General features: G+C 71.5%; 24 protein-coding genes, 2 tRNA genes and 1 riboswitch. Of the genes, 15 read left to right on the forward strand and 11 right to left on the reverse strand.

What is annotated here, in order from left to right; all coding sequences use genetic code 11:
• Positions 1-75 precede the first annotated feature (75 nt).
• From ACZ4TV_RS09090 to ACZ4TV_RS09105, 4 genes are all read left to right on the forward strand, one after another.
• Complete coding sequence (locus ACZ4TV_RS09090) at positions 76-2,979, forward strand: UPF0182 family membrane protein (RefSeq protein ID WP_468132336.1); 2,904 nt, start codon at positions 76-78, stop codon at positions 2,977-2,979.
• 51 nt (positions 2,980-3,030) lie between these two features.
• A tRNA-Met gene (locus tag ACZ4TV_RS09095) sits at positions 3,031-3,104 on the forward strand.
• 201 nt (positions 3,105-3,305) lie between these two features.
• Positions 3,306-5,168, forward strand: a complete 1,863-nt coding sequence (locus tag ACZ4TV_RS09100; RefSeq protein ID WP_468132338.1) for a tetratricopeptide repeat protein — start codon at positions 3,306-3,308, stop codon at positions 5,166-5,168.
• Positions 5,169-5,389: 221 nt separating this feature from the next.
• Positions 5,390-5,463: transfer RNA gene (locus ACZ4TV_RS09105), tRNA-Met, on the forward strand.
• A gap of 98 nt (positions 5,464-5,561) precedes the next feature.
• On the opposite strand, the gene ACZ4TV_RS09110 is transcribed toward ACZ4TV_RS09105, so the two are convergent.
• The gene (locus ACZ4TV_RS09110; RefSeq protein ID WP_069921860.1) at positions 5,562-5,978 is read right to left on the reverse strand and encodes a Fur family transcriptional regulator; all 417 of its coding nucleotides are present in this window, start codon (positions 5,976-5,978) and stop codon (positions 5,562-5,564) included.
• Positions 5,979-6,108: 130 nt separating this feature from the next.
• Here ACZ4TV_RS09110 and ACZ4TV_RS09115 point away from each other — a divergent pair, with 130 nt between their 5' ends.
• Entirely contained in the window at positions 6,109-7,578 is a 1,470-nt protein-coding gene (locus ACZ4TV_RS09115) for a catalase (RefSeq protein WP_468132341.1), read from the forward strand.
• An 83-nt stretch (positions 7,579-7,661) separates the two neighbouring features.
• On the opposite strand, the gene ACZ4TV_RS09120 is transcribed toward ACZ4TV_RS09115, so the two are convergent.
• Both ACZ4TV_RS09120 and hisN read right to left on the reverse strand, forming a co-directional pair.
• Positions 7,662-8,054: a CBS domain-containing protein gene (locus ACZ4TV_RS09120; protein ID WP_468132343.1), complete on the reverse strand. Its 393-nt coding sequence runs from the start codon at positions 8,052-8,054 to the stop codon at positions 7,662-7,664.
• A 149-nt stretch (positions 8,055-8,203) separates the two neighbouring features.
• On the reverse strand, positions 8,204-9,007 hold the full coding sequence (hisN, locus tag ACZ4TV_RS09125; RefSeq protein ID WP_468132345.1) for a histidinol-phosphatase: 804 nt from the start codon (positions 9,005-9,007) through the stop codon (positions 8,204-8,206).
• A 140-nt stretch (positions 9,008-9,147) separates the two neighbouring features.
• Here hisN and ACZ4TV_RS09130 point away from each other — a divergent pair, with 140 nt between their 5' ends.
• Positions 9,148-9,699 (forward strand): TetR/AcrR family transcriptional regulator, encoded by a 552-nt coding sequence (locus ACZ4TV_RS09130; protein ID WP_468132347.1) that lies wholly within the window; start codon positions 9,148-9,150, stop codon positions 9,697-9,699.
• Here ACZ4TV_RS09130 and ACZ4TV_RS09135 read toward each other — a convergent pair.
• From ACZ4TV_RS09135 to ACZ4TV_RS09150, 4 genes are all read right to left on the reverse strand, one after another.
• Entirely contained in the window at positions 9,665-9,988 is a 324-nt protein-coding gene (locus tag ACZ4TV_RS09135; RefSeq protein ID WP_468132349.1) for a DMT family transporter, read from the reverse strand. The two genes, ACZ4TV_RS09130 and ACZ4TV_RS09135, sit on opposite strands and share 35 nt — an antisense overlap.
• A gap of 102 nt (positions 9,989-10,090) precedes the next feature.
• A complete protein-coding gene (rsgA, locus tag ACZ4TV_RS09140; protein ID WP_468132350.1) occupies positions 10,091-11,101 on the reverse strand; it encodes a ribosome small subunit-dependent GTPase A in 1,011 nt (336 codons plus the stop codon).
• An 8-nt stretch (positions 11,102-11,109) separates the two neighbouring features.
• Positions 11,110-12,528 (reverse strand): 3-phosphoshikimate 1-carboxyvinyltransferase, encoded by a 1,419-nt coding sequence (gene aroA / locus ACZ4TV_RS09145; protein ID WP_468132352.1) that lies wholly within the window; start codon positions 12,526-12,528, stop codon positions 11,110-11,112.
• A 64-nt stretch (positions 12,529-12,592) separates the two neighbouring features.
• Positions 12,593-13,306, reverse strand: coding sequence for a M50 family metallopeptidase (locus tag ACZ4TV_RS09150; RefSeq protein WP_468132354.1), 714 nt, complete (start codon positions 13,304-13,306; stop codon positions 12,593-12,595).
• A gap of 53 nt (positions 13,307-13,359) precedes the next feature.
• On the opposite strand from ACZ4TV_RS09150, the gene ACZ4TV_RS09155 reads away from it, so the two are divergent.
• From ACZ4TV_RS09155 to def, 8 genes are all read left to right on the forward strand, one after another.
• A complete protein-coding gene (locus tag ACZ4TV_RS09155) occupies positions 13,360-14,178 on the forward strand; it encodes an SOS response-associated peptidase (protein WP_468132356.1) in 819 nt (272 codons plus the stop codon).
• Positions 14,179-14,213: 35 nt separating this feature from the next.
• Complete coding sequence (locus tag ACZ4TV_RS09160) at positions 14,214-14,864, forward strand: alpha/beta hydrolase family protein (RefSeq protein ID WP_468132358.1); 651 nt, start codon at positions 14,214-14,216, stop codon at positions 14,862-14,864.
• A gap of 346 nt (positions 14,865-15,210) precedes the next feature.
• Positions 15,211-15,855 (forward strand): sigma-70 family RNA polymerase sigma factor, encoded by a 645-nt coding sequence (locus ACZ4TV_RS09165; protein ID WP_326593567.1) that lies wholly within the window; start codon positions 15,211-15,213, stop codon positions 15,853-15,855.
• Positions 15,852-16,157, forward strand: a complete 306-nt coding sequence (gene rsrA / locus ACZ4TV_RS09170) for a mycothiol system anti-sigma-R factor (protein WP_030658812.1) — start codon at positions 15,852-15,854, stop codon at positions 16,155-16,157. The genes ACZ4TV_RS09165 and rsrA overlap by 4 nt, the downstream gene beginning before the upstream one ends.
• Before the next feature lie 191 nt (positions 16,158-16,348).
• The gene (locus tag ACZ4TV_RS09175; protein WP_468132360.1) at positions 16,349-17,902 is read left to right on the forward strand and encodes an HD-GYP domain-containing protein; all 1,554 of its coding nucleotides are present in this window, start codon (positions 16,349-16,351) and stop codon (positions 17,900-17,902) included.
• Positions 17,899-19,173 (forward strand): HD-GYP domain-containing protein, encoded by a 1,275-nt coding sequence (locus ACZ4TV_RS09180; protein WP_468132362.1) that lies wholly within the window; start codon positions 17,899-17,901, stop codon positions 19,171-19,173. The genes ACZ4TV_RS09175 and ACZ4TV_RS09180 overlap by 4 nt, the downstream gene beginning before the upstream one ends.
• Positions 19,174-19,278: 105 nt before the next feature.
• Positions 19,279-20,286: a tetratricopeptide repeat protein gene (locus ACZ4TV_RS09185; RefSeq protein WP_468132364.1), complete on the forward strand. Its 1,008-nt coding sequence runs from the start codon at positions 19,279-19,281 to the stop codon at positions 20,284-20,286.
• Between the two features lie 83 nt (positions 20,287-20,369).
• Positions 20,370-21,014, forward strand: coding sequence for a peptide deformylase (gene def / locus ACZ4TV_RS09190; protein ID WP_468132842.1), 645 nt, complete (start codon positions 20,370-20,372; stop codon positions 21,012-21,014).
• 13 nt (positions 21,015-21,027) lie between these two features.
• On the opposite strand, the gene ACZ4TV_RS09195 is transcribed toward def, so the two are convergent.
• Positions 21,028-21,993 (reverse strand): helix-turn-helix domain-containing protein, encoded by a 966-nt coding sequence (locus ACZ4TV_RS09195; protein ID WP_468132366.1) that lies wholly within the window; start codon positions 21,991-21,993, stop codon positions 21,028-21,030.
• An 81-nt stretch (positions 21,994-22,074) separates the two neighbouring features.
• On the opposite strand from ACZ4TV_RS09195, the gene ACZ4TV_RS09200 reads away from it, so the two are divergent.
• Positions 22,075-22,299: a hypothetical protein gene (locus ACZ4TV_RS09200; RefSeq protein ID WP_468132368.1), complete on the forward strand. Its 225-nt coding sequence runs from the start codon at positions 22,075-22,077 to the stop codon at positions 22,297-22,299.
• Positions 22,300-22,434: 135 nt separating this feature from the next.
• Here ACZ4TV_RS09200 and ACZ4TV_RS09205 read toward each other — a convergent pair whose 3' ends face one another.
• From ACZ4TV_RS09205 to ACZ4TV_RS09215, 3 genes are all read right to left on the reverse strand, one after another.
• On the reverse strand, positions 22,435-23,448 hold the full coding sequence (locus tag ACZ4TV_RS09205) for a ribonucleotide-diphosphate reductase subunit beta (protein ID WP_468132370.1): 1,014 nt from the start codon (positions 23,446-23,448) through the stop codon (positions 22,435-22,437).
• A complete protein-coding gene (locus ACZ4TV_RS09210; RefSeq protein ID WP_468132372.1) occupies positions 23,448-25,826 on the reverse strand; it encodes a ribonucleoside-diphosphate reductase subunit alpha in 2,379 nt (792 codons plus the stop codon). Before ACZ4TV_RS09210 ends, ACZ4TV_RS09205 begins: the two co-directional genes overlap by 1 nt.
• A gap of 142 nt (positions 25,827-25,968) precedes the next feature.
• Positions 25,969-26,102: riboswitch (cobalamin riboswitch) on the reverse strand.
• A gap of 41 nt (positions 26,103-26,143) precedes the next feature.
• The gene (locus ACZ4TV_RS09215) at positions 26,144-26,638 is read right to left on the reverse strand and encodes a GNAT family N-acetyltransferase (protein ID WP_468132374.1); all 495 of its coding nucleotides are present in this window, start codon (positions 26,636-26,638) and stop codon (positions 26,144-26,146) included.
• Positions 26,639-26,679 lie beyond the last annotated feature (41 nt).

Raw genomic sequence — 26,679 nt, forward strand, 5'->3', positions numbered from 1 at the left:
TAAAGCCTCAGTAAGTTGCATGAGTGGGCTCTACGATCGGGGGCCCGTTCATTACCAGACTCAGCGACTTTCGAGGTGCGCACCTTGGCTTTCCAGATGCCGGACCGCGGCGGAGGCCCTTCCGGGCCACGGATGAGAGTCGGCCGCCCGTCCCGGCGAGCCCGCACTCTCCTCATGACCTTGGGCGTGCTGGCCGTCCTGGCCATGCTCTTCATCATGTTCGCGGGGTTCTGGACGGACTGGCTCTGGTTCCGCTCCGTGAAGTACTCCACCGTCTTCACCACCACCCTGTGGACCAAGATCGGCCTCTTCGCCGTCTTCGGCCTGCTGATGGCCGGTGCCGTCGGCTTCAACATCTGGCTGGCGTACCGGCTGCGGCCGCCGCTCAGCGCGATGTCGATGGAGCAGCAGAGCCTCGACCGCTACCGGATGAGCATCGCCCCGTACAAGAAGTGGCTGCTCCTGGGCATCGCCGTGCTCGTCGGCCTGATCGCGGGCGCCTCGGCGGCCGGCCAGTGGAAGACCTGGCTCATGTACGTGAACGGGGTGACCTTCGGTACGAAGGACCCGCAGTTCCACATGGACGTGTCCTTCTACACCTTCGACCTGCCCTGGTACCGCTTCCTGCTCGGCTTCGGCTTCGCCGCCGTCGTGCTGTCGGTGATCGCCGCGGCCGTCGTGCACTACCTGTACGGCGGACTGCGCGTGACGAGCCCGGGCGCCCGGGCCACCGCCGCCGCGACCGGCCACCTGTCGGTGCTGCTCGGCCTCTTCGTCACGCTCAAGGCGCTCGCGTACTGGCTCGACCGGTACGGCCTGGCCGTGAAGTCCAGTGACTTCAAGGCCGCGGACAACTGGACGGGCCTGCGGTACGTCGACGCGAACGCCTACCTGCCGGCGAAGACCATCCTCGTCGCCATCGCCGCGATCTGCGCCGTGCTCTTCTTCGCGACGCTGTGGCGCCGCACCTGGCAGCTGCCGGTCATCGGCTTCGGTCTGATGGTGCTCTCGGCGATCCTGATCGGCGGGCTCTACCCGGCGATCGTGCAGAAGTTCCAGGTCCAGCCGAACGAGCAGGCCAAGGAATCCCCGTACGTCCAGAAGAACATCAAGGCCACGCGCGACGCCTACGGGATCGCCGGCTCCCAGGTCACGGACTACGCGGGCGTGCCGAATCCGAAGACGGACAAGACGGTCCTGCGCCAGCAGGCCGACACGACCGCCAGCGTCCGGATCCTCGACCCGAACATCGTCTCGCCCGCCTTCCAGCAGCTCCAGCAGGTCAAGGGCTACTACGCCTTCCCGTCCACGCTCGCCGTGGACCGGTACAGCGGCCAGGACACGGTCATCGGGCTGCGCGAGCTGAACATCGGCGGCATCCCGAAGAACAATTGGATCAACGACCACTTCAAGTACACGCACGGCTACGGCGTGGTCGCGGCCAAGGGCACCACCGTCGGCGACCAGGGCGCCCCGGACTTCACCCAGTCCGACCTCCCCTCCAAGGGCATGTTCGGCACGGACTTCGAGCAGCGCATCTACTACGGCGAGCAGACGAAGCAGTACTCGATCGTCGGCGGGCCGCAGAAGGAGCTCGACTACTCCGACGACAAGGGCGAGAAGGAGACCAGCTACAAGGGCGACTCCGGCGTCAACCTCGACAACCCGGTCAACCGGGCCGCCTACGCGCTCACCTTCAGCGAGCCGCAGATCCTCTACTCGGGGGCCATCGGCGAGGGTTCGCGGATCCTCTACAACCGCACGCCGAAGGACCGCGTCGAGGCCGTCGCCCCGTGGCTGACCATCGACGGCGCGCCCTACCCGGCCGTCATCGGCAAGCGGGTCGTCTGGATCGTCGACGCGTACACGACCACCAACGGCTACCCGTACGCCTCGCGCACCACGCTGGGCCAGAGCACCGCGGACTCGCTGACCAACAGCCAGCGCGCGGTGGTGGCGCAGGAGAACCAGGTCAACTACATCCGCAACTCGGTGAAGGCCACCGTCGACGCGTATGACGGCACGGTCACCCTGTACCAGTGGGACGCCGAGGACCCGGTCCTGAAGACCTGGATGAAGGCGTTCCCGGGCACGGTGAAGTCCAAGAGCGAGATCTCCAAGCCGCTCATGGACCACCTGCGCTACCCGCAGGACCTCTTCAAGGTCCAGCGCGAGCTGCTGACCCGCTACCACGTCACCGACCCGCAGACCTTCCTCAGCGGCAGTGAGGCGTGGGCGGTCCCGGACGACCCGACGACCAAGGCGGGCACGGCGGTTCCGCCGTACTACCTGTCGATGAAGATGCCGGGCCAGAAGGAGAAGGACCAGGTCTTCTCGCTCACCTCGACGTTCACGCCGAACGGGCGGCCCAACCTGAGTGCCTTCATGGCGGTCAACGCGGACCCTGGCTCCCCGGACTACGGCAAGATCAGAGTCCTGAAGATGCCGACCAGCAAGCCGCCGGACGGCCCGAGCCAGGTGCAGAGCAAGTTCCAGTCCGAACCGAAGATCGCCGAGTCCATCCGCCTGCTGCGCGGTGGTGACTCGGAGATCGAGTACGGGAACCTGCTCGCGGTCCCGCTCGACGACGGGATGCTCTACGTCGAGCCGGTGTACGTCCGGAGCTCCGGTCTCAAGTACCCGCTGCTGCGCAAGGTGCTGGTGACCTACGGAGGCCAGACCGCCTTCGAGGACACGCTGGAGAAGGCGCTGAACGTGGTCTTCGGGGCGGAGGCCCCGACCACGCCGGTGCCCCCGACCCAGCCGCCGGGCGACGGCACCACCCCGCCGCCCACCGCCCAGGACCCGACGGTCAGGGCGGCCCTCGCCGACGCGCAGAAGGCCGTCGAGGATGCCGAGAAGGCCAGGCAGGCCGGCGACTGGGCGGCCTTCGGCAAGGCCCAGGAGGAGATCAAGGCGGCGCTGAAGCGGGCGATCGACGCGGAGGCGAAGCTGACCGCTCCCCAGCCGGGCGGCTGACGATCATGGGTAAAGGCTCCGTCCCGCGTCGTGATACTGTGGTTTCACCGACGCGGGGTGGAGCAGCTCGGTAGCTCGCTGGGCTCATAACCCAGAGGTCGCAGGTTCAAATCCTGTCCCCGCTACTGAAGATGAAGGCCCGGATCCATGGGATCCGGGCCTTCGTCATGCCCGGGACGGACACGAGGTAGCTGGGGCGGGTGAGTTGTCGGTGGAGCGTGTTTGACTTACCCCACTGTGGGCATGTCGACAAAACGCTGTAGTGACCTCACTGACTGCGACATACCAGGTGTACGCGGGTAGCAGGTGATGCGACGATGGGATTTATGGGGGACAGGTCAACTCTGCTGGAGACAGGGCGGTTTGTGAGGGCGGAGGCGGAATCGGGCACGGAGGCCAAGGGGGCGGCGCCGGTCGCCGCCGCGCAGACCGCATTGACCGATGCGGACTTCTTGGACAAGCACAGCACGGAGGACGTGTTCGCCGAGACCGACGCGGCGAGCGACGCCGAGCTGGAAGCCCGGCACCGGGTGGCCGCCGACAAGGGCGACCCGGGCGCCATGAGCGTGCTCGGCGCGCTGCTGCTGCGCCGCGGTGACCTGGACGGGGCCGAGCCGTACCTGCGGGGGGCCACCGCCGAGGGGGACCGCGCCGCCGCGAACAACCTCGGCGTGCTGCTGCACCAGCGGGGCTACCCCGAGGACGCCGCGGGCTGGTGGCGGGTCGCCGCCGTCGCCGGATCGGCGCCGGCCGCGCACGCCCTGGGCCGGCACTTCCGTGAGCGCGGGGACGAGCCCGCCGCCGAGTACTGGCTGCGGCAGGCGGCGGAGTCCGGCCACGCGCTGGGTGCGTACGGGCTGGCCGACCTGCTGGAGCACCGCGGGGACAAGGGTGTGGAGCGGTGGTTCCGCGCTGCCGCCGAACAGGGGCACCGCGAAGCCGCGTACCGGCTGGCGAGGCACCTGCGCAAGGGCGATCCCGCCGAAGCGGAGCAGTGGTACCGGCAGGCCGCGGCGCGCGGGCACCGCCGCGCCGCACTGCACCTGGGCGCGCTGCTGGAGGCGCGCGGGGAGCTCAAGGAGGCCGGGCGCTGGTACCTGACCTCCGCCAAGCAGGGGGAGGCGCGCGCCGCGTGCGCCCTCGGCTTCCTGCTGCGCGACGCCGGCGACGAGGACAGCGCGGCCGCGTGGTGGCACCGGGCCGCACAGGACGGCGACGGCAACGCCGCGAACGCGCTGGGCGCGCTGCACGCCGCGCGCGGCGAGACCCAGACCGCGGAGCGCTGGTACCGGACCGCCATGGACGCGGGCGATCAAAACGGGGCGTACAACCTTGCTCTGCTGTGCGTCGCACAGGATCGGACCGCGCAGGCCGAGCAGTGGTACCGCCGGGCGGCCTACGCCGGGCACCGCGAGGCGGCCAACGCGCTGGCCATCATGCTGCTGCAGGTCGGGGACGCGGCGGGAGCGGAGCCGTGGTTCTCGAAGGCGGCGGAGGCGGGCAGCGTGGACGCCGCGTTCAACCTCGGGATCCTGTTCGCCAGCCGGGACGAGGACCGCACGGCGCTGAAGTGGTACGAGCGGGCCGCGTCGGCCGGCCACACCGATGCGGCGCTCCAGGTCGGGATCGCGCTGGTGCGGGACGGTGAGGAGCGGGCGGCCGAGCGGCACCTGCGCTGCGCGGCGGGCGGCGGCAGCGCGGAGGCGGCCTTCCGGCTGGCCGCGCTGCTCGAGTCGCTGGCTCCGCCCCCGGAGCCGGTGGCCCTGGGCGAGCCGGTGGGCAGCGCCCCGCGCACCGAGAGCGAGGAGTGGTACGAGCGGGCCGCCGAGCTGGGGCACCGCCGGGCCCAGGTGCGGGTCGGCATGCTGGCAGCCGCCCGCGGTGACCTGGCGGTCGCCGCTCGGTGGTACCGGGAGGCGGCCGAGGCCGGGTCCCGGAACGGAGCGTTCAACCTGGGGCTGCTGCTGGCCCGCGAGGGGAGCGAGCCGGAGGCCGCGCTGTGGTGGACCCGGGCGGCGGTGGCGGGGCACGGGCGTGCCGCGCTGCGGCTGGGGCTGCTGGCGGCTCGCCACGGGGACCTGGCGGAGGGGCAGAAGTGGTGCGTGCGGGCCATGGAGCTGGGGCCGGCGGAGGTTTCGGAGCGGGCGGGCAGGCTGCGCGAAGCGCTGGCGGAGGAGCTGTCGGCGTGACCCTGGCCGGAGGCTCTGCGGTGCCGGGTGCGTGCGGCGCCGATGCCGGGTGCGGCGCCGTTGCCGGGGGCGCTGCCCCCGGACCCCCGCGCCTCAAACGCCGGCGGGGCTGAAAGAGCGCCTCAAGCGCCGGCGGGGCTGGATGGTCCCGGCGGGGCTGGATGTGCCGGTTAACCGATTTGCATCTGCCGGGGGGTCTCACGTAACGTTGGGTTTACCGACGCGGGGTGGAGCAGCTCGGTAGCTCGCTGGGCTCATAACCCAGAGGTCGCAGGTTCAAATCCTGTCCCCGCTACTGAAGACTCAGGGCCCGGATCCCATGGATCCGGGCCCTGAGTCGTTTTCGTATGCCAAGGGCCCGAACCCCGTGGGGTCGGGCCCTCGCGCTGTGGCTCAGGCGCCCGCGCAGTTCGGGCAGACGCCGCGGTACGTCACTTCCACCGCCGACACGACGAAGCCGAAGCGCTCCGTGTCCGGCAGGTCGGCCAGCGGGTTGCCCGCCGGGTGGACGTCGCGGATCGCTCCGCACTGGGCGCAGACCAGGTGCTGGTGGGGCCGGTGGGCGTTCGGGTCGTACCGCTTGGCGCGGCGGTCCGTGGAGACTTCCAGGACTTCGCCCAGGGTGACGAGCTCGCCCAGCGTGTTGTAGACGGTCGCGCGGGAGATCTCGGGCAGTTTCGCCACGGCGCGCGCGTGTACCTCGTCGGCCGTCAGGTGCACGTGGTCACCGTCGAGCACCTCGGCCACGACACGCCGCTGCGCCGTCATGCGCCAGCCGCGTCCGCGAAGTCGTTCCAGCAGGTCACTCATGGACACCAGCCTAACAGCGAGGCGATCCGGTGTAACTCCCGAACCGGTGCGGACTTGGATGCTTGCTTGACTTAGACAAAGTCCATTGTAGGATCGGTTACGGCAAACGCCAAGGACAGGACATGCAGGTATGACGCAGGAGGCGCACGTGACGCAGGGACCGCTCACCACGGAGGCTGGGGCTCCGGTCGCCGACAACCAGAACAGCGAGACGGCTGGCGTCGGCGGTCCCGTTCTGGTCCAGGACCAGCTGCTGCTCGAAAAGCTCGCGCGCTTCAACCGCGAGCGCATCCCGGAGCGCGTGGTGCACGCCCGCGGCGCCGGAGCGTACGGCACCTTCACGCTGACCCGTGACGTCTCGCAGTGGACCCGGGCCGCGTTCCTTTCCGAGGTCGGCAAGCAGACCGAAACGTTCCTGCGCTTCTCCACCGTCGCTGGCAACCTCGGTTCCGCCGACTCGGTGCGCGACCCCCGCGGCTGGGCGCTGAAGTTCTACACCGAAGAGGGCAACTACGACCTCGTCGGCAACAACACCCCGGTGTTCTTCATCAAGGACGCCATCAAGTTCCCCGACTTCATCCACACCCAGAAGCGCGACCCGTACACGGGCTCGCAGGAGGCGGACAACGTCTGGGACTTCTGGGGTCTGTCGCCCGAGTCCACCCACCAGGTGACCTGGCTGTTCGGTGACCGAGGCATCCCGGCGTCCTACCGCCACATGAACGGCTACGGCTCGCACACGTTCCAGTGGAACAACGAGGCCGGCGAGGTCTTCTGGGTCAAGTACCACTTCAAGACCGACCAGGGCATCAAGAACCTCACGCAGGCCGAGGCCAACAAGCTCGCCGGTGAGGACCCCGACTCCCACCAGCGCGACCTGCGCGAGGCCATCGAGCGCGGCGACTTCCCGTCCTGGACCGTGCAGGTCCAGATCATGCCGGCGGCCGAGGCGGCCGACTACCGCTTCAACCCGTTCGACCTCACCAAGGTGTGGCCGCACGAGGACTACCCGCCGATCGAGATCGGCAAGCTGGAGCTCAACCGCAACCCGGAGAACGTCTTCGCCGAGGTCGAGCAGTCGATCTTCTCCCCGGCGCACTTCGTCCCCGGCATCGGTCCCTCCCCGGACAAGATGCTCCAGGGCCGCCTCTTCGGCTACGGCGACGCCCACCGCTACCGCGTCGGCATCAACGCCGACCACCTGCCGGTCAACCGCCCGCACGCCACCGAGGCGCGCACCAACTCCCGCGACGGCTACCTGTACGACGGCCGTCACAAGGGCGCGAAGAACTACGAGCCCAACAGCTTCGGCGGCCCGCACCAGACCGACCGTCCGCTGTGGCAGCCCGTCGCGCTGACCGGCGCCACCGGCAACCACGCCGCGCCGGTCCACCGCGAGGACAACGACTTCGTCCAGGCGGGCAACCTCTACCGCCTGTACTCCGAGGACGAGAAGTCCCGTCTGATCGAGAACCTGTCCGGCTTCATCGCCAAGGTCTCCCGTGACGACATCGTCGAGCGTGCGATCAACAACTTCCGCCAGGCGGACGGTGACTTCGGCAAGCGGCTGGAAGCCGCGGTCCAGGCCCTTCGCGGCTGAACAGACCGCTTGTCGTAGCAGGACGCCGGGCCGGAACCCTCCTCGGAGGCTTCCGGCCCGGCGTCGTTTGCGATCGGTGGCGCCTACGCGGAGACCGTGCGCCGCGCCGGCACCCAGCAGCGGATGACGTCGCGGACGGACACGATGCCCACCGGGCCGCCGTGCTCCAGCACGATCAGATGCCGGAAGCCGCCGTGGACCATCGCCTCGGCGGCGTCCTGCACGGTGGCGTCGGGGGTGCAGAACACGACGTTGTTGGTGGTGTGCTCGCCCACGGACTCCTGGTCGGGATCGTGGCCCGCGCCGATCGAGTTGAGGATGTCGCGCTCGGTCAGGATGCCGATTCCGCTGTGGTCGGGGTCGAGGACGACGGCCGCGCCGACGCGTCGGCCGGACATCAGGCAGGCCGCCTGCCGGAGGGTGTGTGCGGGTCCGAGGGTGAGTATCACGGTGCTCATGGCGTCACGGACGAGCATGTAGAGAGCCACCTCCTGGGTGAGTCCCTCCGCTCGGGTGTGGTGCGCCCGGAGGATCCTAGAGAAAGGATTCACAAGCGCACAAGCGGAGGATTCTCAGATTCCCACGGACACGCACCGCCAACAAGGGCGCACGCGCGGCGAGATGCTCAGGCGCGCGGGCGCAGCAGCTCCAGCATCTCCTCGTGGAGCAGACCGTTCGAGGCCGCCGCGTTCCCGCCGTGCACGCCGTCCACCCCGTCCAGGCTGGTGAAGCGGCCGCCGGCCTCCTGGACGACCACCGCGATGGCCGCCATGTCCCACAGGTTCAGCTCCGGCTCGGCGCACAGGTCCAGCGAGCCCTCGGCGACCATCATGTACGGCCAGAAGTCCCCGTAGCCGCGGGTACGCCAGCACGCGCGGGTCAGGTCCAGGAACCCGGCGAGCCGGCCCTGCTCCTCCCAGCCGCTCAGCGAGGAGTACGCGAACGAGGCGTCGCCCAGATCGCTCACCTGGGACACGCCGATCGGGGTGGGCTCGCCGAGCGCGCCGCCCGCGTACGCGCCCCCGCCCTGCGACGCCCACCAGCGGCGGCCCAGCGCCGGCGCGGAGACCACGCCCACCACCGGGCGGAAGACGCCGTCGGCGCCCTCGGCCATCAGGGAGATCAGCGTCGCCCAGACGGGGACCCCGCGCACGTAGTTCTTCGTACCGTCGATCGGGTCCACGACCCAGCGGCGCGGACCGCTGCCCTTCAGGCCGTATTCCTCGCCCAGGATCGCGTCCTCGGGCCGCGCGGCCGCGATGCCGGCCCGGATGACCTCCTCGGCGGCCTTGTCCGCCTCGCTCACCGGGGTCATGTCCGGCTTCGTCTCGACCTTCAGGTCGAGCGCACGGAACCGCTCCATCGTGGTGGCGTCCGCCGCGTCGGCGAGCTCCAGGGCAAGGCGCAGGTCATCGTCATACTCGGGCATGCCCGAACAGTATCGAGACTCCCGCACCCCGACCAACGAGGTCCACAGTGCGGCCGGACCTCCCCTTGACAGGGGACGCGCCCTTGACAGGATCTGTCGACCCGTCAACTCTGGCCGCAGAGCCAGACGGGGAGGCGAAGATGCCGGCAGCCCGGGAGTCCTTGCTGGAGGCGGCGGGAGCGGCGCTCTCGGCGCGCCCCTGGCCGTCCGTGCGGATGGTCGACGTGGCCGCCGCCGCCGGGGTGTCCCGGCAGACCCTCTACAACGAGTTCGGCGGCAAGGCGGGCCTGGGCCGCGCCCTGGTCCGGCGGGAGGCCGACCGGTACCTCGACGGAGTGGACCGGGCCCTGGCCACCCCGGCCCGGCCCCCCGAGCGGCTCGCCGCGGTCGCCGAGTGGACCGTACGGGCGGCCCGCGCCCGTCCCCTCGTACGGGCCCTGCTCACCGGCAGCTGGGACGCGGGCCTGCCGACCGCGGGCGGCAGGGCGCCCGGGCCCGGTGAGCTGGCCCGGGCCGTCCGGGACCGGGCGGCCGCCGCGCTCACACCGGGGGAGGATCCGCAGCGGTGCGAGCTCGCCGTACGCCTCGCCCTCTCCTACGTGATCGCCCCCGGGGAGGAGCCGGGCGCGGACGAGCTGCTGCGACTGCTCAGGCCGCTCAGTGCCCCGACCCGGACAGCTGGAGCCCGATGACCCCCAGGATGACCAGGGAGATCGAGATGAGCTTGAGGGTGGAGACCAGGTCACCGAGGAAGACCATGCCGTAGATCGCCGTCCCGGCCGCCCCGATGCCCGTCCACACCGCGTACGCCGGGCCCACGTCCAGCTTCTTGAGCGCCAGCGTCAGCAGACCGAAGCTGCCGAGCGCGAAGATCGCGAAGGCGACGGTCGGCCACAGCCGGGTGAATCCGTGGGAAAGCTTCAGGCAGACCGCGAAACCGGTCTCCAGGAGTCCCGCGACCACGACCAGCAGCCACGCCATGTCGAATGCCTCCCCGCCTCACGTGACGTCGCGTCACTTGGTGGGATTATGCATTTACCAGCCACCGCCGGTGGCAAACCCCGCCGGGCGACCGGGCGCGGATCAGTCGCCTTCGCGACGCTCCCGCGTTTCCAGCAGCCGCCGCAGCGAATACAGCCGCGCCGGGTCCGCGTGGCCGTCTTCCACCCACTTGTCGAGGGCGCAGTCCGGCTCGTCGTGGCTGCACGCGCGCGGGCACTCCTCCGTACCCGGCACCAGGTCCGGGAAAGCCAGGATCACCCGGGAGGGGTCCACGTGGTGCAGGCCGAAGGAACGCACGCCCGGGGTGTCGATGACCCAGCCCTCCATCCCGGGCAGCGGCAGCGCCAGCGCCGAGGTGGTGGTGTGCCGGCCGCGCCCGGTGACCGCGTTGACCACCCCGGTCGCCCGCTTGCGGTCCGGCGCCACCAGGGAGTTGACCAGGGTGGTCTTGCCGACGCCCGAGTGCCCCACGAAGGCGGTGATCCGGCCCTCCAGGCGCTCGCGCACCTTGGCGGCCGCGTCGCCGGTCGCGAGCTCCTCGCGATTGGTCACCACGTAGTTCAGGCCGAGCGTCGAGTAGATCTCCAGGATCTTGTCCGCGGAGGTCAGGTCGGACTTGGTGAGCACCAGCAGCGGCTCCAGCCCGGCGTCGTACGCCGCCACCAGGCAGCGGTCGATCATCCGGGGCCGCGGCTCCGGGTCGGCCAGGGCCGTGACGATGGCCAGCTGGTCGGCGTTGGCGACCACCACCCGCTCGTACGGGTCGTCGTCGTCGGCGGTGCGCCGCAGGACGGACTTGCGCTCCTCGATCCGCACGATCCGGGCCAGGGTGTCCTTCTTGCCGGACAGGTCACCGACGATCCAGACCCGGTCACCGACCACCGCCGCCTTGCGGCCCAGCTCCCTGGACTTCATCGCAAGGATGGTGCGGTCCTCGACCAGGCAGGTCAGCCGACCGCGGTCGACCGTCAGGACGAAGCCTTCGGAGGCGTCCTCGTGCTTGGGGCGGATGCTCGTCCGCGGCCGGTTGCCCTTGGGGTTGGGGCGCTGGCGGATGTCGTCCTCGTCGGTGTGCTTGCCGTACCTGCGCATGACGGTCCCTACGCTCCCGCACCCGCTCCGGACGCCCCGGGGCCACCGCCATCGCCCGCATCACCGGCATCACGGGCATCCCCCGCATCACCGGCGAGCATGTCCGTCCACATCGCCGGGAAGTCCGGCAGGGTCTTCGCGGTCGTCGCCACGTTCTCGATCCGTACCCCCTCCACCGCCAGGCCGATCACCGCGCCCGCGGTGGCCATCCGGTGGTCGTCGTACGTGTGGAACACGCCGCCGTGCATCCGGCGCGGCCGGATGCGCAGGCCGTCCTCGGTCTCGGTGACGTCGCCGCCGAGCGCGTTGATCTCCTTGGTCAGCGCCGCCAGCCGGTCCGTCTCGTGCAGCCGCAGGTGGGCGACCCCGCGCAGCACCGACTCGGAGTCGGCCAGGGCCGCCACCGCCGCGATGCCCGGGGTGAGCTCGCCGACCTCGCCCAGGTCCACGTCGATGCCGTGGATCTTGCCCGTCCCGGTGAAGACCAGGCCCGCGTCGGTCAGCTCGCAGGAACCGCCCATCTCCGTGAAGATCCGGCGCAGGGCGTCACCGGGCTGCGTGGTGCGGCGCGGCCAGTCCGGGATGGTGACCGTGCCGCCGGTGATGAGGGCAGCCGCCAGGAAGGGCTGCGCGTTGGAGAGGTCCGGCTCCACCACCATGTCGCGGCCCAGCAGTGCGCCGGGGGCCACCCGCCACACGTTCTTCTCGCCGCCGGCCTCGGGGGTGTCGACCTGGGCGCCCGCCGCGCGCAGCATCTCCACGGTCATCCGGATGTGCGGCATCGACGGCAGGTTGGTGCCCACGTGCCGGACCTCGACGCCCTGGTTGAAGCGCGGGGCGGAGAGCAGCAGCGCGGAGACGAACTGCGAGGAGTTGGTGGCGTCGATCTCGACCGTGCCGCCCTCCAGGGCCCCGCCGCCCTGGACGGTCATGGGCAGGGCGCCCCGGCCGTCGTCGTCGATCCGGGCGCCGAGGGTGCGCAGGGCGCTGATGACCTGGCCGAGCGGTCGCTCGTAGGAGCGCGGGTCGCCGTCGAAGCGGATGTCGCCGTCGGCGAGGGTGGCGACCGGCGGCAGGAAGCGCATGACCGTACCCGCGTTGCCGACGTCCACGGTCGTCGGGCCGTGCAGGGCCGCCGGGATGATCCGCCAGGCCTCGCCGCCCACCGCGGCGCTGGTGGAACGGGCGGAGCTGGACGAGACGGTCTCCTCGATGCCGACGCCCATCGCGCGCAGCGCGTCGGACATCAGCTGGGAGTCGCGCGAGCGCAGCGGCCGGCGCACCCAGCCGGGCTCGGCGGCGAGCGCGGCCAGCACGAGGGCCCGGTTGGTGACCGACTTGGACCCGGGCACGGTGACGGTGGCGTGGACGGCTGCGTCGGCAATCGGGGCGGGCCAGAGGGCGGGGAGCGCGGGGGTCTCGGTCATGGCCACCACTTTAGTGGCTTCCTCCGGCGCCAGATCTTGATCGCCGCCCGGTCTCAGAGGGCGGTCACAGGCCGAGCAGCCAGCGGCCGCCGCCGACCAGCGAGCACAGCGCGACGACGTGGAAGAAGAGCAGCCACACCACGGGATGCAAGTGCGTGAGCCGTCCCAGCTGGTCGGCATCGGAATCCGGCGCCCTGCCGTTCCTGCGCTTGGCCCCCAGCTCGAACACCGGACGGACCCCGCCGAGCACCAGGAACCACACCACCAGGTACGCGAAGGCGGCCTGCACCTCGGCCGGGGTCAGCCAGGACACCAGCAGGAACGTCCCGCCGGTCAGCACCACCGTCAGCGCCCCGTACGCGTTCCGGATCATCACCAGCATCACCAGCAGCAGGGCGGTGGCCGCCCACAGCAGCAGCGTGATCCGGTGCGCGGACAGCAGCGCCGCCCCGCCGAGCCCGAGCAGCGAGGGCGCCGTGTACCCGCCGGCGGCCGTCACGATCATGCCGAGCCCGGTCGGCCGGCCCCGGCTGACGGTGACCCCGCTCGTGTCGGAGTGCAGGCGTATTCCGCTCAGCCGCCGCCCGGTCAGCAGCGCCAGCAGGCCGTGCCCGCCCTCGTGGGCGATGGTGATGGCGTTGCGCGTCAGCCGCCACAGCGGGCGGGGTCCTACGGCGGCCAGCGCGACCAGGCCGGTCACGATCACCAGCCACGGTTCGGGCGGGGTCTGTATGCCCGTGAGCCGGTCCCACAGGCCGGCCGTGGTGCTGCTGTCCATGAGGTGGCGGACTCCTTGCGGTGGTCATCGGGTGGCATGGCAGTGTGACAGCCATGTGCGGACGGTATGCGGCGAGTCGTAGGCCCGAGGACCTCGTGGAGGCCTTCGGCATCGAGAGGTGGGAGCCGGAGGAGGCCCTGGCCCCCGACTGGAACGTGGCGCCGACGAAGGAGGTCCACGTGGTCCTCGACCGTCCCCTGAAAGACGCCTCGCACCCCCGTCCGGTTCGCCAGCTGCGGGTCCTGAAGTGGGGGCTGGTCCCCTCCTGGGCGCAGAACCCCGACGGAGCCGCCCGGATGATCAACGCCCGGTCGGAGACCCTGCACGAGAAGCCGTCCTTCCGCCGCCCCTTCGCGCAGCGCCGCTGCATCATCCCCGCCGACGGCTACTACGAGTGGGTCACCGCCCACGACGAGCGGCAGCTGGAGGTGGAGGGGAAGCGGAAACGGGCCCGCAAGCAGCCCTACTTCGTGCTCCCCGCCGACGGCTCCGTCTTCGCCATGGCCGGGATATACGAGTTCTGGCGCGACCGGACCCTGCCCGACGAGCACCCGCTCGCCTGGTGGGTCACCTGCTCGGTCATCACCACGGAGGCCGAGACCGGACCCCTGGGCGTGGCCCCGGCCGAGGGGCCGCGCTCGCTCTCCGACATCCACCCGCGGATGCCGCTGATGCTGACCCCGGACCGCTGGGACGCCTGGCTGGATCCCGCGAACACCGACACCGAGGGCTCGCTGCGGGAACTGCTGACCCCGCCGCCGGGCGGGCTGATGCGGGCCCACCCGGTGTCCACCGCCGTGAGCAACGTCCGGAACAACGGACCGGAGCTGCTGGAGGAACTCGCCGCGCCGGAGGAAGGCACCCTCTTCTAGGCCCTGTCCGGGGCCCGGCGGGCAGGATGGGGCGCATGAGCACCCGTACCGAGAGCGTCGACACCCCGGCGGGCGAGGCCCGCGTCACCTGGCACACCGCCCGAAAGGCGAAGCTCGTGCTCGCCGTGAGCCACGGCGCCGGCGGCGGCATCGAGGCCCGGGACCTCCAGGCGCTGGCCGCCGCCCTGCCCGCCCGCGGGATCACGGTGGCCCTGGTCGAACAGCCCTGGCGGGTCGCGGGGAAGAAGGTCGCCGCCGCCCCCAAGGTGCTGGACGAGGGATGGCGCGGGCTGTGGCCGGCGCTCGCCCGGGCCGGGCTGCCGGTGGTCGCGGGCGGGCGCAGCGCCGGGGCCCGGGTGGCCTGCCGGACCGCCGCCGAGCTGGGCGCCGCCGGGGTGCTGGCGCTGGCGTTCCCGCTGCACCCGCCGGGCCGGCCGGAGAAGTCCCGCGCCGAGGAGCTCACCGGGGCCGGCCGGCCCACCCTCGTGGTCCAGGGCGGCCGGGACCCCTTCGGGCGGCCCGAGGAGTTCCCGCCGCCGGCCGCGGACACCCCGTACGAGCTCGTGGAGGTGCCCTACGGCGATCACGGCTTCGCGGTGCCGAAGAAGGCGGGGACCACCCAGGAAGAGGCCCTCGCGACGATCACCGAAGCGGTGGGGGAGTGGCTCGCGCGGCTCCCCCGGTGATCACGGCCGGCCGCGACACGACGCACCGCGGCGGGCCCGCGCGCAGGTGACGAGGATCACGCCGCGGCGCGCCGGCCCGGCGAAGGGCCGAAACCCGTGCCCGCCGGGGAATGCGCCGCCCGGGCCTTCTGTTGTCCCGGATGTCGGTACGTACGGGAAATCGTCGGAGGAGTGGGAGCGCATGACCCAGGTCATCAGCCAGAACCGTCCGCAGGCCGCTGACCTGGACTGGACGGTTCTGCCCGGGCCCAAGCGCAGCCCGCTTCGGGCGGCGCAGAGCCGGGATGGTCGACTATTCTCCGATTCGAGCGGATCCGCTTTCGGAGCCGCCACGCAGTCGGAGGAGGTGGGTCCTGTCGCTGGGACCGACGAAGGCCACGCGGAGGAGACGACCCCGGAGCGCAACGCGCGCTTCGAGCGGGACGCCCTCGGCTACCTCGACCAGATGTACTCGGCCGCGCTGCGCATGACGCGCAACCCGGCCGACGCCGAGGACCTGGTCCAGGAGACGTACGCGAAGGCATACGCGTCCTTCCACCAGTTCCGCGAGGGCACCAACCTGAAGGCGTGGCTGTACCGCATCCTGACCAACACGTTCATCAACTCCTACCGCAAGAAGCAGCGCGAGCCCCAGCGCAGCGCCGCGGAGGAGATCGAGGACTGGCAGCTGGCGCGCGCCGAGTCGCACATGTCGACCGGACTGCGCTCCGCCGAATCGCAGGCGCTCGACCACCTGCCCGATTCGGATGTGAAGGAAGCCCTTCAGGCCATTCCGGAGGAGTTCCGCATCGCGGTCTACCTTGCCGACGTAGAAGGGTTTGCGTACAAGGAGATCGCGGACATCATGGGTACACCCATCGGTACGGTCATGTCGCGACTGCACCGTGGCCGCCGTCAACTCCGCGGAATGCTGGAGGACTATGCCCGTGAGCGCGGACTGGTTCCCGCGGGCGCGGGAGAGTCGAACGACCGGAAAGGCTCGGACTCATGAGTTGCGGAGAGCCGCACGAGACAGAGTGCTCTGAGGTCCTGGACCACCTGTACGAGTTCCTCGACCATGAGATGCCCGACAGCGACTGCACGAAGTTCGAGACGCACTTCGGCGAGTGCAATCCCTGTCTGGAGAAGTACGGCCTGGAGCAGGCCGTGAAGAAGCTGGTGAAGCGCTGCTGCGGGTCGGACGACGTGCCGACCGACCTGCGGTCGAAGGTGATGGGCCGGATCGAGCTGATCCGGTCGGGCCAGGCCGTGCCCGATCACGACGTCACCGCCGACAACCCGGCCCCGGGCTGACCGGGTCGGCGCAGTATTGAACAGCCGCCCCCGGAAGGGCACTTCGTTCACCCGAATGTGCTAATCCGGGGGCGCCCGCATGGCGCAATACGAAAATGTGGCCCACCTCGCTCGGGGCCCCACTTATTCTCCCCCTTCGGTACTGGTTTGATTCGGTGCCTGGCTTGAAGGCCACTGGGGAGGAGAGCGCCATGCGGGTCCTTCCGCCGGGGGCGCGCGGATACGTCCTGTGCGCCGTCCTCGCGGCCATCGCGTGCGTCGCCCCGGCCCTCACGGATTCCGGCACGCCCTGGGCGGCCGTGACCCTGCTGGCCGCGCTCTACCTCGGCTGCGAACTCGTGAAGATCTGCCCGCTGCCCGGCAGCCGGGTACCCGAGGGCATCGGCTCCTTCTTCCCCGTGGTGCTCGCCGCCGTCTTCCTGCTGCCGCCCGCCGCCGCCGCGCTCGTGGCGCTGCCCGGGGGACTCGCGGGGACGGTGGTCCAGCGGCCCGCGTGGGTGCGCCGGGTGTGGCACTGCGCGCAGCAGTCCATAGCCGCCTGGGTCGCGGGGCGGGCGTACGGGCTGCTGCGCGGCCCGGCCTCCCTCGGCGGGGGGCCTTCCGGAGGGTCCGGGCCTCCCGTGGCCGACTTCCCCTACGTGATGCTTCCCGCGGCGGCCGCGGCCGTCGCCTTCTGCCTGGTGCTCACCGCCCTCGACGGGGGCATCCTGGCCACCGCCGAACGCCGGCCGGCCGCCACCGCCTGGCGCGGACTGGTCACCCGGTCCCTGGTCCCGCACTGCGTCCACGGCCTCGCCGGTCTGATGATGGCCGTCATGTGGCGCAGCCCTTACGGGCTCCCGGCCGCACTGCTCGTGCTGCTGCCGATCTACATCTCCTGCTGGGTCTTCGCCCAGTACCACCGCGAGCGCGCCGCCCACCGGGCCACCATCCGCGCGCTCGTCCAGGCCGTCGACATCAAGGACCGCTACACGCGCGGTCACAGCGAACGGGTCGGCCAGGCCTCCGCGATGATCGCCCGCGAGCTGGGCATGGCCGAGGACCGGCTGGAAGTGGTGCGCATCGCCGGGATCCTGCACGACGTCGGCAAACTCGGCGTCCCGACCCGGCTGCTGCGCAAGGACGGGCCGCTCACCCCGGAGGAGCGCCGGATCATCGAGCTGCACCCCGAGTACGGCCACGAGATGGTGCGCGGCATCGGCTTCCTGGGGGAGGCCCGGTCGGCGATCCTGCACCACCACGAGCGGGTCGACGGCTCCGGCTATCCGTACGGGCTGACCGGTGAGCAGATCCCCGTGCTGGCCCGGGTGGTGGCGGTGGCCGACGCCTTCGACGCGATGACCTCGACCCGCTCGTACAGCCGGGCCCGGCCGGTGCCGACGGCGCTCGCCGAGCTGGAGCGGTGCGCGGGGGCCCAGTTCGATCCGGCGATGGTACGGGCCCTGGCGGGCGCCATCGGGCGCTGCGGCTGGCACCCGGTGGTCACCGCGGACGAGGACCGGATCGCCGGCGCCGCCGGTGCCGCTCCCGCTCGGGGTGGGCCGGAGGCGTCGCCGCTGTCCGCGCTGCCTGCTCAGGGCTCGCGCCCAGGGGCCGTCCTCCCGGCCGAGGGCCGCGAAACCACCGACGCCGCCGGCGTCGGCCCGGCCGAAAGGGTTCGAGGCCGGGGCGTGAGCGGGCTCGCGCAAGGGACCGGCCCCCGCGGGCCCGGTCGCGGCACGGACGGTGCGGAGGCGGGCGGATGAGGGCCCCGGCCGTGTGGACGGTGCGGGGGGCCGCGGCCGTGCTCACCCTCGCCGGACTCGGCCACACCCTGTGGAACGGCGTCGTCGAACCCGGCGCCGCCCTCGCCTTCGGCACCCTGATCGCCGTCGGCGAACTCGCCCGGCGGGACCCGCGCACGGGCCACCCGGTCGAGGGCGTCGACCGCCGGCCCGCGCCGCTCGGCTCCGCCGGAGCCCTCGCCTACGCCCTGCTCGGCCAGAACGCCGGCCAGCCCACCCACCACGGGGTGCTCCAGATCGTCGCCGTCGTCGTCGCGGCCGCGCTGGCCGGGATCGTCCCGCACGTCGCCCGCGGCCGCGGCCCCGCCCTCGACCACCTGTCCCGGCGGGTGCTGACCGTCGCCTTCGCCGCCGTCTGCTTCCAGCCGCTCTACAACTCCGGCCGGCTGGAGGAGCGGGTGGGCCAGGGCCCGTACCTCGTCCTCTTCCTGCTCTTCCTCCTCGGCCTCACCGCCCTGTGCGACGCCGTGCTCGCCGCGGCCCTGGCGGGGGCCCGGACCGGCTGGCCGTACGGACCCCTGCTGCGCGACGAGCTGCGCGGCCGGCTCGGCATCGGCTCGGCGATCTGCGCCACCGGGGTCGTGATGGCGCTCGGGGCGGCCGTCGCGGGCCTGTGGGCCATACCCGTCTTCAGCGTGCCCCTGCTGCTGACCCAGCTGTCCTTCCACCGGATCACCGCGATCCGCACCACCTACCGCCAGACCATCACCTCCCTGGCCCGCGCCACCGAGATCGCCGGTTACACCCGGCCGGGCCACTCCCGCCGGGTCGCCGCCCTGAGCTGCGCCGTGGGCCGGGAACTGGGCCTGTCGGAGCGCGAGCTCACGGTGCTGGAGTACGCCGCCCTCATGCACGACATCGGGCAGCTCTCCCTCGTGGACCCGGTCCCGGACGGGGCCACCGCCGAGCTGCCCGCGGCGCAGGCCCGCCGGATCGCCGAACTGGGCGGGGAGGTGGCCCGGCAGACCGGGGTGCCCGCCGAGGTCGCCGTGGTGGTGGAGCGGCAGGCGGACCCGTACCGGGAGCAGCCCGCCCTGGCCCGCATCGTGCGTACGGTGAACGCGTACGACGACCTGGTGGGCGGGAGCCGTCACCCGGGCGGCTCACTGGCCGCCCTCGAACAGCTCCGCCTGGGTACCGGGCAGGACTACCAGCCGGAGGTCGTGGAGTGCCTGGCGAGGGTTCTGGCCAGGGGTGGGCGTGACAGAGTTGTTCCCGTCCCACGTGGGTAACCCATGGGTAATGAGCGGCCGTCCGAGTGGGCATGGTTGGATGCCAGTAAGAGTGACCGTGAGAGTGTCCGCAAGGCTGCACCGTAGGACCGGCAGGCGGGAATCGTGAGGATCTTCGGGAAGGTACGGCATCGGCCCTCCGCCTCGTGGCGGCAGGCCACCGACCGCGCGTTCACGCTGATCGGTGACGGGCGGTACGAGGACGCGGGCGCGCTCCTGACCAGAGCCGCCGACCTGGAGCCCTGGCTGTCCGAGTCCTGGTTCAACCTGGCCCTGCTGCACAAGTTCCGGCACGACTGGGAGCAGGCGCGGGCCGCCGGACTGCGCGCCGTCGCCCTGCTGGACCGCGAGACCGGCGCCCCGGACTGGTGGAACGTCGGGATCGCCGCGACCGCGCTGCAGGACTGGCCGCTGGCCCGGCGGGCCTGGCAGGCGTACGGGTTGAAGGTGCCCGGAGACCCCCACGGCGCGGGCGCCAACGGGAAGGGCAGCGGCGAACCGGTCGGCATGGAGCTCGGCAGCGCCGCCGTGCGGCTCTCGCCGGAGGGCGAGGCCGAGGTGGTCTGGGGCCGGCGGCTGGATCCGGCCAGGCTGGAGGTCCTGTCGATCCCGCTGCCCTCCTCGGGGCGGCGCTGGGGCGAGGTCGTGCTCCACGACGGGGTCCCGCACGGCGAGCGGGTGACCGCGGCCGGCCCCTCGTACCCGGTCTTCGACGAGATCGAGCTGTGGGCGCCGTCGCCGGTGCCGACCTGGGTGGTGCTGCTGGAGGCGGCCACCGAGGCGGACCGCGACGCGCTGGAGCAGCTGGCCTCGGACGCGGGCTTCGCCGCCGAGGACTGGTCCTCGTCGGTGCGGCTGCTGTGCCGGACCTGCTCGGAGAGCGAGATGCCGAGCGACGAGGGCGACGGCGAGCACCTGGATCCGCACGACCACAGCGAGCCGGGGCACCCCGGACCGCTGGGGCACCGTACGGCGGGCTCCGGATCCCTGTGGGTCCCCGAGCGCGAATGCGGTATCGCGGCGCCGGCCGGGCTGGTGCGCGGACTGCTCGACGGCTGGGTCGCGGACAGCCCCGGAACCCGTGAGTGGCGGGATCTCGAAGAAGTCTGCTGAGCCGGGGCCGTAGGCTGTACGGGCACATCGGTGGCCACAGGCGACCATCGGTGACCGGTACTGACGGAAGGCGTACGGCGGAGATGTCGCAGCAGGAGAACGAGTTTGTCGGCGTTGCCGAGGTCGTCAACGACGGGTACGTCGTCGACACGGAGGACTGCGCGGAGCGCGAGCTCGCCCACCGTGAGCGCGGCACCGCCCGCCCGATCACCGTCGTCGGCAACCCGGTCCTGCACCGCGAGTGCAAGGACGTCACCGAGTTCGGCGACGAGCTGGCGCAGCTGATCGACGACATGTTCGCCAGCCAGAAGGCCGCCGAGGGCGTGGGTCTGGCCGCGAACCAGATCGGCGTGGACGCCAAGGTCTTCGTCTACGACTGCCCGGACGACGACGGCAACCGCCACACCGGTGTCGTGGTCAACCCGAAGCTCGTCGAGCTGCCGGCGGGCGCGCGGGTGCTGGACGACTCGAACGAGGGCTGCCTGTCGGTCCCGACGGCGTACGCCTCGCTGGCCCGCCCGGACTACGCCGAGGTCGAGGGCCAGGACGCGCAGGGCAACCCGATCAAGGTGCGCGGCACCGGCTACTTCGCCCGCTGCCTCCAGCACGAGACCGACCACCTGTACGGCTACCTCTACATCGACCGGCTCTCGAAGCGGGACCGCAAGGACGCCCTGCGCCAGATGGCGGAGGGCACCCCGCGCTACGAGACCGTCCCGAACGACTAGTCTCCCGCTGGGCCTAGGCGGCCTGCGGGCCCCGGAAGGTACGCCGGAAGGTGTTCGGCGTGGTGCCCAGGGTCCGCAGGAAGTGGTGGCGCAGGGCGGCCGCGTTGCCGAAGCCGCAGCGGCCGGCGATCGCGTCCACCGTCTCGTCGGTGGACTCCAGGAGCTCCTGCGCCAGCAGCACCCGCTGGCGCAGCACCCACTGGTACGGGGTGGTGCCGGTCTCCTGGAGGAAGCGGCGGGCGAAGGTGCGCGGGGACATGTGCGCGCGCTCCGCGAGCTGCTCGACGGTGATCTCCTCCTCCAGGTGGCGGCCCATCCACCCGATCACGTCGCCCACCGTGTCGCAGGCCGTGCGCGGCAGCGGCCGCTGGATGTACTGGGCCTGCCCGCCGTCCCGGTGCGGCGGTACGACCATCCGCCGCGCGATGTTGTTGGCCACCTCGGCCCCGTGTTCCTGGCGGACCACGTGCAGGCAGGCGTCGATGCCGGAGGCGGTACCGGCCGAGGTGATCACCGTGCCCTCGTCGACGTAGAGCACGTCCGGGTCGACCAGCGCCCGCGGGAAGCGCTGCGCCAGGGCCGGGGCGTGCATCCAGTGCGTGGTGCAGCGCCGGCCGTCCAGCAGCCCCGCCGCGCCGAGCACGTAGGCCCCGCTGCAGACGCTGAGCACGCGCGCGCCCCGGTCCACGCCGCGGCGCAGCGCTGCCAGGAGGGGTTCCGGGTACGTGCGCTCGGCCGCGTTGCGAAAGGCGGGTACGCAGATCAGTTCGGCGCTCTCCAGCCGCTCCAGCCCGTGGGCGGGCGCGAACGCGAAACCGGTGCCGGCCATGGTCAGCGGGCCCTCCTCCGCCGCGCACACGGCGAAGTCGTACACCGGCAGCCCGTGGTCGCTGCGGTCGATTCCGAAGACTTCGCAGAAGATCCCGAACTCGAAGGGGGCGACTTCGTCGAGGAGGGCCACGGCCACGTTGTTCAGCATGACCCCAGTGTGGCAGTAATTCGCTCTTCTATGACAGTCCTGCCACTGTTCGATCTTCGCGGTTCTGGCGAGAGTGGAGCCATGAACACGTTCCTGAGTTACCTCGCCGTCCTTGCCATCGCCATGGTGCTGCTCGCCCCGAGCCTGTACGGGGCCCTGCGCGACCGGCGGATCGACCGGCGGCTGCGAGCCGTCGAGACCCGGCTCGTGTGGCTGCCGCGCCAGAAGGTGGGCGGCCTGCCGCCCACCGCCCGTCGGCCCCGCACCCGGCACACCGCGATGCACTGGGGCCCCGTCGCCCACTGAGCTCGGGCAACCGGGCGACCGGGCGACCGGGCAGTTGGGCAGCCGGGCAACCAGGCGCCGGAAACGCGAGAAGCCGGGACGCGGTGGTGTACCGCATCCCGGCTTCGCGGCGCTACCGCGTGCCGACCGGGGAACCTAGAAGTCCTCGTCCAGGTCGACCGTGCCCTCGACCGCGACCTGGTAGGCCGATGGACGGCGCTCGAAGAAGTTGGTCAGCTCCTGGACCCCCTGAAGCTCCATGAAGGAGAACGGGTTCTGCGAGCCGTAGACCGGCGGGAAGCCCAGACGGACCAGGCGCTGGTCCGCGACGCACTCCAGGTACTCGCGCATCGACTCGGTGTTCATGCCCGGCAGGCCGTCACCGCACAGGTCGCGGCCGAACTGCAACTCCGCCTCCACGGCCTCCTTCAGCATGTCGGTGACCTGCTGCTGGAGGGCGTCGTCGAAGAGCTCCGGCTCCTCCTTGCGGACCGTGTCCACGACCTCGAAGGCGAAGTTCATGTGCATGGTCTCGTCGCGGAAGACCCAGTTGGTGCCCGTGGCCAGACCGTGCAGCAGGCCGCGGGAGCGGAACCAGTACACGTACGCGAAGGCCCCGTAGAAGAACAGGCCCTCGATGCACGCGGCGAAGCAGATCAGGTTCAGAAGGAAGCGGCGGCGGTCGGCGGCCGTCTCCAGCCGGTCGATCTTCTCGACCGAGTCCATCCACTTGAAGCAGAACTGCGCCTTCTCGCGGATGGAGGGGATCTCCTCGACCGCGTCGAAGGCGGCCGCGCGGTCGTCCGGGTCGGGCAGGTAGGTGTCGAGCAGCGTCAGATAGAACTGGACGTGCACGGCCTCCTCGAACAGCTGGCGCGACAGGTACAGGCGCGCCTCCGGGGAGTTGATGTGCTTGTAGAGCGTCAGCACCAGGTTGTTGGAGACGATCGAGTCGCCCGTCGCGAAGAACGCGACCAGGCGGCCGATCATGTGCTGCTCGGAGGGGGTCAGCTTCGCCAGGTCGGCGACGTCCGAGTGGAGGTCGACCTCCTCCACCGTCCAGGTGTTCTTGATCGCGTCCCGGTAGCGCTCGTAGAAGTCCGGGTAGCGCATGGGACGCAGGGTCAGCTCGAAGCCCGGGTCGAGAAGGTTCTTGTCGGTTGAACTCATTACTGGCACGCCTCGCAGGACTCGGGGTTCTCAAGGGAGCAGGCGAGCGCCTCCGCGTCGGCGACGGCCTGCGGAAGCGCCGCCGGGGTGGCGGCCTGCGCGGCGCGGGCGATCTTCGTCGCCGGGCGCGAGCGCAGGTAGTAGGTGGTCTTCAGGCCCTGCTTCCAGGCGTACGCGTACATCGAGCTGAGCTTGCCGATGGTGGGCGTCTCCAGGAACAGGTTCAGCGACTGCGACTGGTCGAGGAACGGCGTACGGGCCGCCGCCATGTCGATCAGACCGCGCTGCGGGATCTCCCACGCCGTGCGGTACAGCTCGCGGACCTCGGCCGGGATCCAGCCGAAGCCCTGGACCGAGCCGGAGGAGTCGCGCAGCGCCTCGCGGGTCTGGGCGTCCCACACGCCGAGCTTCTTCAGCTCGTCCACCAGGTAGGCGTTCACCTGGAGGAACTCACCGCTCAGCGTCTCGCGCTTGAAGAGGTTGGAGACCTGCGGCTCGATGCACTCGTACACGCCGGCGATCGAGGCGATCGTGGCCGTCGGGGCGATGGCGAGGAGCAGCGAGTTGCGCATGCCGCTCTCGGCGACGCGGGCGCGCAGCGCGTCCCAGCGCTCCGGCCAGTTCAGCTCCACGTCGTAGTGGTCCGGGTGCAGGACGCCGCGCGCGGTGCGGGTCTGCTCCCAGGCCGGCAGCGGGCCGCTGCGCTCGGCGAGGTCGCACGAGGCCTCGTACGCGGCCAGCATGATGCGTTCGGAGAGCTTGGTGGACAGGGCCTTCGCCTCGGGGGAGTCGAAGGGCAGCTTCAGCTTGAAGAAGACGTCCTGCAGGCCCATCGCGCCCAGACCCACCGGGCGCCAGCGGGCGTTGGAACGGCCGGCCTGCTCGGTCGGGTAGAAGTTGATGTCCACCACGCGGTCGAGGAAGGTCACGGCGGTGCGGACGGTCTCGTCGATCCGCTCCCAGTCGATCTCGCCCTCCACGACGAAGGCGCCCAGGTTGACCGAGCCGAGGTTGCAGACGGCCGTCTCGCCGTCGTTGGTGACCTCGATGATCTCGGTGCACAGGTTCGAGGAGTGCACGACCGTACCCGGCTCGGCGGTCTGGTTCGCCGTGCGGTTGGAGGCGTCCTTGAAGGTCATCCAGCCCTGGCCGGTCTGCGCGAGGGTGCGCATCATCCGGCCGTACAGGTCGCGGGCGGGCATGGTCTTGCGGGCAAGGCCGTCCGCCTCGGCCTTGCGGTAGGCGGCGTCGAACGCGTCGCCCCACAGGTCGACCAGCTCCGGCACGTCGGCCGGGGAGAACAGCGACCAGTCGGCGTCGGCGTTCACGCGGCGCATGAACTCGTCCGGGACCCAGTGCGCCAGGTTCAGGTTGTGCGTACGGCGCTGGTCCTCACCGGTGTTGTCGCGCAGCTCCAGGAACTCCTCGATGTCCGCGTGCCAGGTCTCCAGGTAGACGGCGGCGGCGCCCTTGCGGCGGCCGCCCTGGTTCACGGCGGCGACGGAGGCGTCCAGCGTCTTCAGGAACGGCACGATGCCGTTGGAGTGGCCGTTGGTGCCGCGGATCAGCGAACCGCGGGCGCGGATGCGGGAGTACGAGAGGCCGATGCCGCCCGCGTGCTTCGACAGGCGCGCGACCTGGTGGTAGCGGTCGTAGATCGAGTCGAGCTCGTCCAACGGGGAGTCCAGCAGGTAGCAGGAGGACATCTGCGGATGCCGGGTGCCGGAGTTGAAGAGCGTGGGGGAGGACGGCAGGTAGTCGAGGCGGCTCATCAGCCGGTACAGCGAGGCCACCTCCTCGACCGCCTGGACGCTCTCGTCGGCGGCGAGGCCGCAGGCCACGCGCAGCATGAAGTACTGCGGGGTCTCGATGACCTGGCGGGTGATCGGGTGGCGCAGCAGGTAGCGGCTGTGCAGGGTGCGCAGGCCGAAGAAGCCGAAGCGGTCGTCGGCGCCCTCGGCGAGGGTGTGCTCGACCAGTGCGTCCAGGCGGCTCGCGTGGGTCCGTACGAACTCGGCCGTGCGGTCTGCGATGAGCCCCTCACGGTGGCCGACCTCGACGGAGGCGGAGAAGGAGGTGGCGCCCTGGCCGGCGGCCTCGTCGCGGACGGCCAGCGTCAGCAGCCGGGCGGCGAGCCGGGAGTAGGCCGGGTCCTCGGAGATCAGGCCGGCGGCGGCCTCCGTGGCCAGCCCGCGCAGTTCGGCCTCGTCGGCGGCGGAGCTGCGGCCGCGCAGCGCGGCGGCGGCGACCCGGCCGGGGTCGGTGTCGGGGAGGTCCGCCGTCAGTTCGGTGAGGGTACGCAGCAGCGTGGCCCCCGGGCCCTCGGTGGTGTCGCCAGAAGTGGACTCGGCGCGCGGTGCGGAAGGCGCGATGGTCACGGCGGGAGCTCTCCCTCGCTCGGCCCGGTCATCGGCGGAGCGGGGCGCGAGCGGGCGCATGCGGGCGCGCGGGAGCGCGTACACCGCATGGCGTCCACCGGCCCAACCGCGAGGCCCGGACGTGTCGGCACCCGGTTCGGTCGACCCGGGCGCACTGTCGGCAGGTCCTCGGACTTGCGGATACACCAATGGGTGTACTTCATACCGTTGCGGGACAGTTCCGGATTCGCACCGGATTCCCCTGCGGCGACAGCAGCCTTGAGCATACATGTGGGGGGCCGCGCATGCGCGACCCCCCACATGTTGTGTCGGTGCGGCTACAGCTCCAGACGGTACGTGAGCAAGGTCAGCCCGGGAACGGGCGCCCAGTCCCGCTCCGGCGTACGCACGAACCCGAGCCGCTCGTAGATCCGCTGGGCCCCCGTCATACCGCGCTGAGTGGACAGCACCAGGTGCGTGACCCCCGGCAGTTCGCGCGCCCGGGCCATGCACGCCCGCACCAGCGCCTCGCCCGCGCCGCGTCCACGCGCCTCGCGGGAGACGGCCAGCATGCGGAATTCGGCCTCACCGGGCCCGGCGATGTCGGCCAGCGGACTCCCGGGCGGGGCGAAGGTCACCCCGCCGAGGACGGCCCCCTCCTCGACGGCCACGAGCACCTCCCCGTCGGCGGCCCGCCCGGCGACATCGCGCAGGACCTTCGCGTAGAACGCCTCGCCGGAGCCGAGGAGCCCGTCGCCGACGTAGGCCTGCGCGGTGATCTCGCCCAGCTGTTCGTACTCGGCGGGCAGCGCCGCCCTGATCACTATGTCCATGGGGTCGAGTGTGCAGGACGGTGTCGGCGCCCGGCGTTACC

The organism is Streptomyces sp. NPDC028910, from assembly GCF_055564955.1.

What these genes read in the sequence shown, in the direction of transcription:
- ACZ4TV_RS09155 (WP_468132356.1), top strand. Translation starts at nt 13,360, where the DNA reads ATGTGCGGACGGTATGCGGCGAGTCGTAGGCCCGAGGACCTCGTGGAG.
- hisN (WP_468132345.1), bottom strand. Translation starts at nt 9,007, where the DNA reads ATGCCCGAGTATGACGATGACCTGCGCCTTGCCCTGGAGCTCGCCGAC.
- def (WP_468132842.1), top strand. Translation starts at nt 20,370, where the DNA reads ATGTCGCAGCAGGAGAACGAGTTTGTCGGCGTTGCCGAGGTCGTCAAC.
- ACZ4TV_RS09205 (WP_468132370.1), bottom strand. Translation starts at nt 23,448, where the DNA reads ATGAGTTCAACCGACAAGAACCTTCTCGACCCGGGCTTCGAGCTGACC.
- ACZ4TV_RS09130 (WP_468132347.1), top strand. Translation starts at nt 9,148, where the DNA reads ATGCCGGCAGCCCGGGAGTCCTTGCTGGAGGCGGCGGGAGCGGCGCTC.
- aroA (WP_468132352.1), bottom strand. Translation starts at nt 12,528, where the DNA reads ATGACCGAGACCCCCGCGCTCCCCGCCCTCTGGCCCGCCCCGATTGCC.
- ACZ4TV_RS09200 (WP_468132368.1), top strand. Translation starts at nt 22,075, where the DNA reads ATGAACACGTTCCTGAGTTACCTCGCCGTCCTTGCCATCGCCATGGTG.
- ACZ4TV_RS09180 (WP_468132362.1), top strand. Translation starts at nt 17,899, where the DNA reads ATGAGGGCCCCGGCCGTGTGGACGGTGCGGGGGGCCGCGGCCGTGCTC.
- ACZ4TV_RS09135 (WP_468132349.1), bottom strand. Translation starts at nt 9,988, where the DNA reads ATGGCGTGGCTGCTGGTCGTGGTCGCGGGACTCCTGGAGACCGGTTTC.
- ACZ4TV_RS09120 (WP_468132343.1), bottom strand. Translation starts at nt 8,054, where the DNA reads ATGCTCGTCCGTGACGCCATGAGCACCGTGATACTCACCCTCGGACCC.
- ACZ4TV_RS09100 (WP_468132338.1), top strand. Translation starts at nt 3,306, where the DNA reads ATGGGGGACAGGTCAACTCTGCTGGAGACAGGGCGGTTTGTGAGGGCG.
- rsgA (WP_468132350.1), bottom strand. Translation starts at nt 11,101, where the DNA reads ATGCGCAGGTACGGCAAGCACACCGACGAGGACGACATCCGCCAGCGC.
- ACZ4TV_RS09110 (WP_069921860.1), bottom strand. Translation starts at nt 5,978, where the DNA reads ATGAGTGACCTGCTGGAACGACTTCGCGGACGCGGCTGGCGCATGACG.
- ACZ4TV_RS09115 (WP_468132341.1), top strand. Translation starts at nt 6,109, where the DNA reads ATGACGCAGGAGGCGCACGTGACGCAGGGACCGCTCACCACGGAGGCT.
- rsrA (WP_030658812.1), top strand. Translation starts at nt 15,852, where the DNA reads ATGAGTTGCGGAGAGCCGCACGAGACAGAGTGCTCTGAGGTCCTGGAC.
- ACZ4TV_RS09175 (WP_468132360.1), top strand. Translation starts at nt 16,349, where the DNA reads ATGCGGGTCCTTCCGCCGGGGGCGCGCGGATACGTCCTGTGCGCCGTC.
- ACZ4TV_RS09160 (WP_468132358.1), top strand. Translation starts at nt 14,214, where the DNA reads ATGAGCACCCGTACCGAGAGCGTCGACACCCCGGCGGGCGAGGCCCGC.
- ACZ4TV_RS09215 (WP_468132374.1), bottom strand. Translation starts at nt 26,638, where the DNA reads ATGGACATAGTGATCAGGGCGGCGCTGCCCGCCGAGTACGAACAGCTG.
- ACZ4TV_RS09150 (WP_468132354.1), bottom strand. Translation starts at nt 13,306, where the DNA reads ATGGACAGCAGCACCACGGCCGGCCTGTGGGACCGGCTCACGGGCATA.
- ACZ4TV_RS09195 (WP_468132366.1), bottom strand. Translation starts at nt 21,993, where the DNA reads ATGCTGAACAACGTGGCCGTGGCCCTCCTCGACGAAGTCGCCCCCTTC.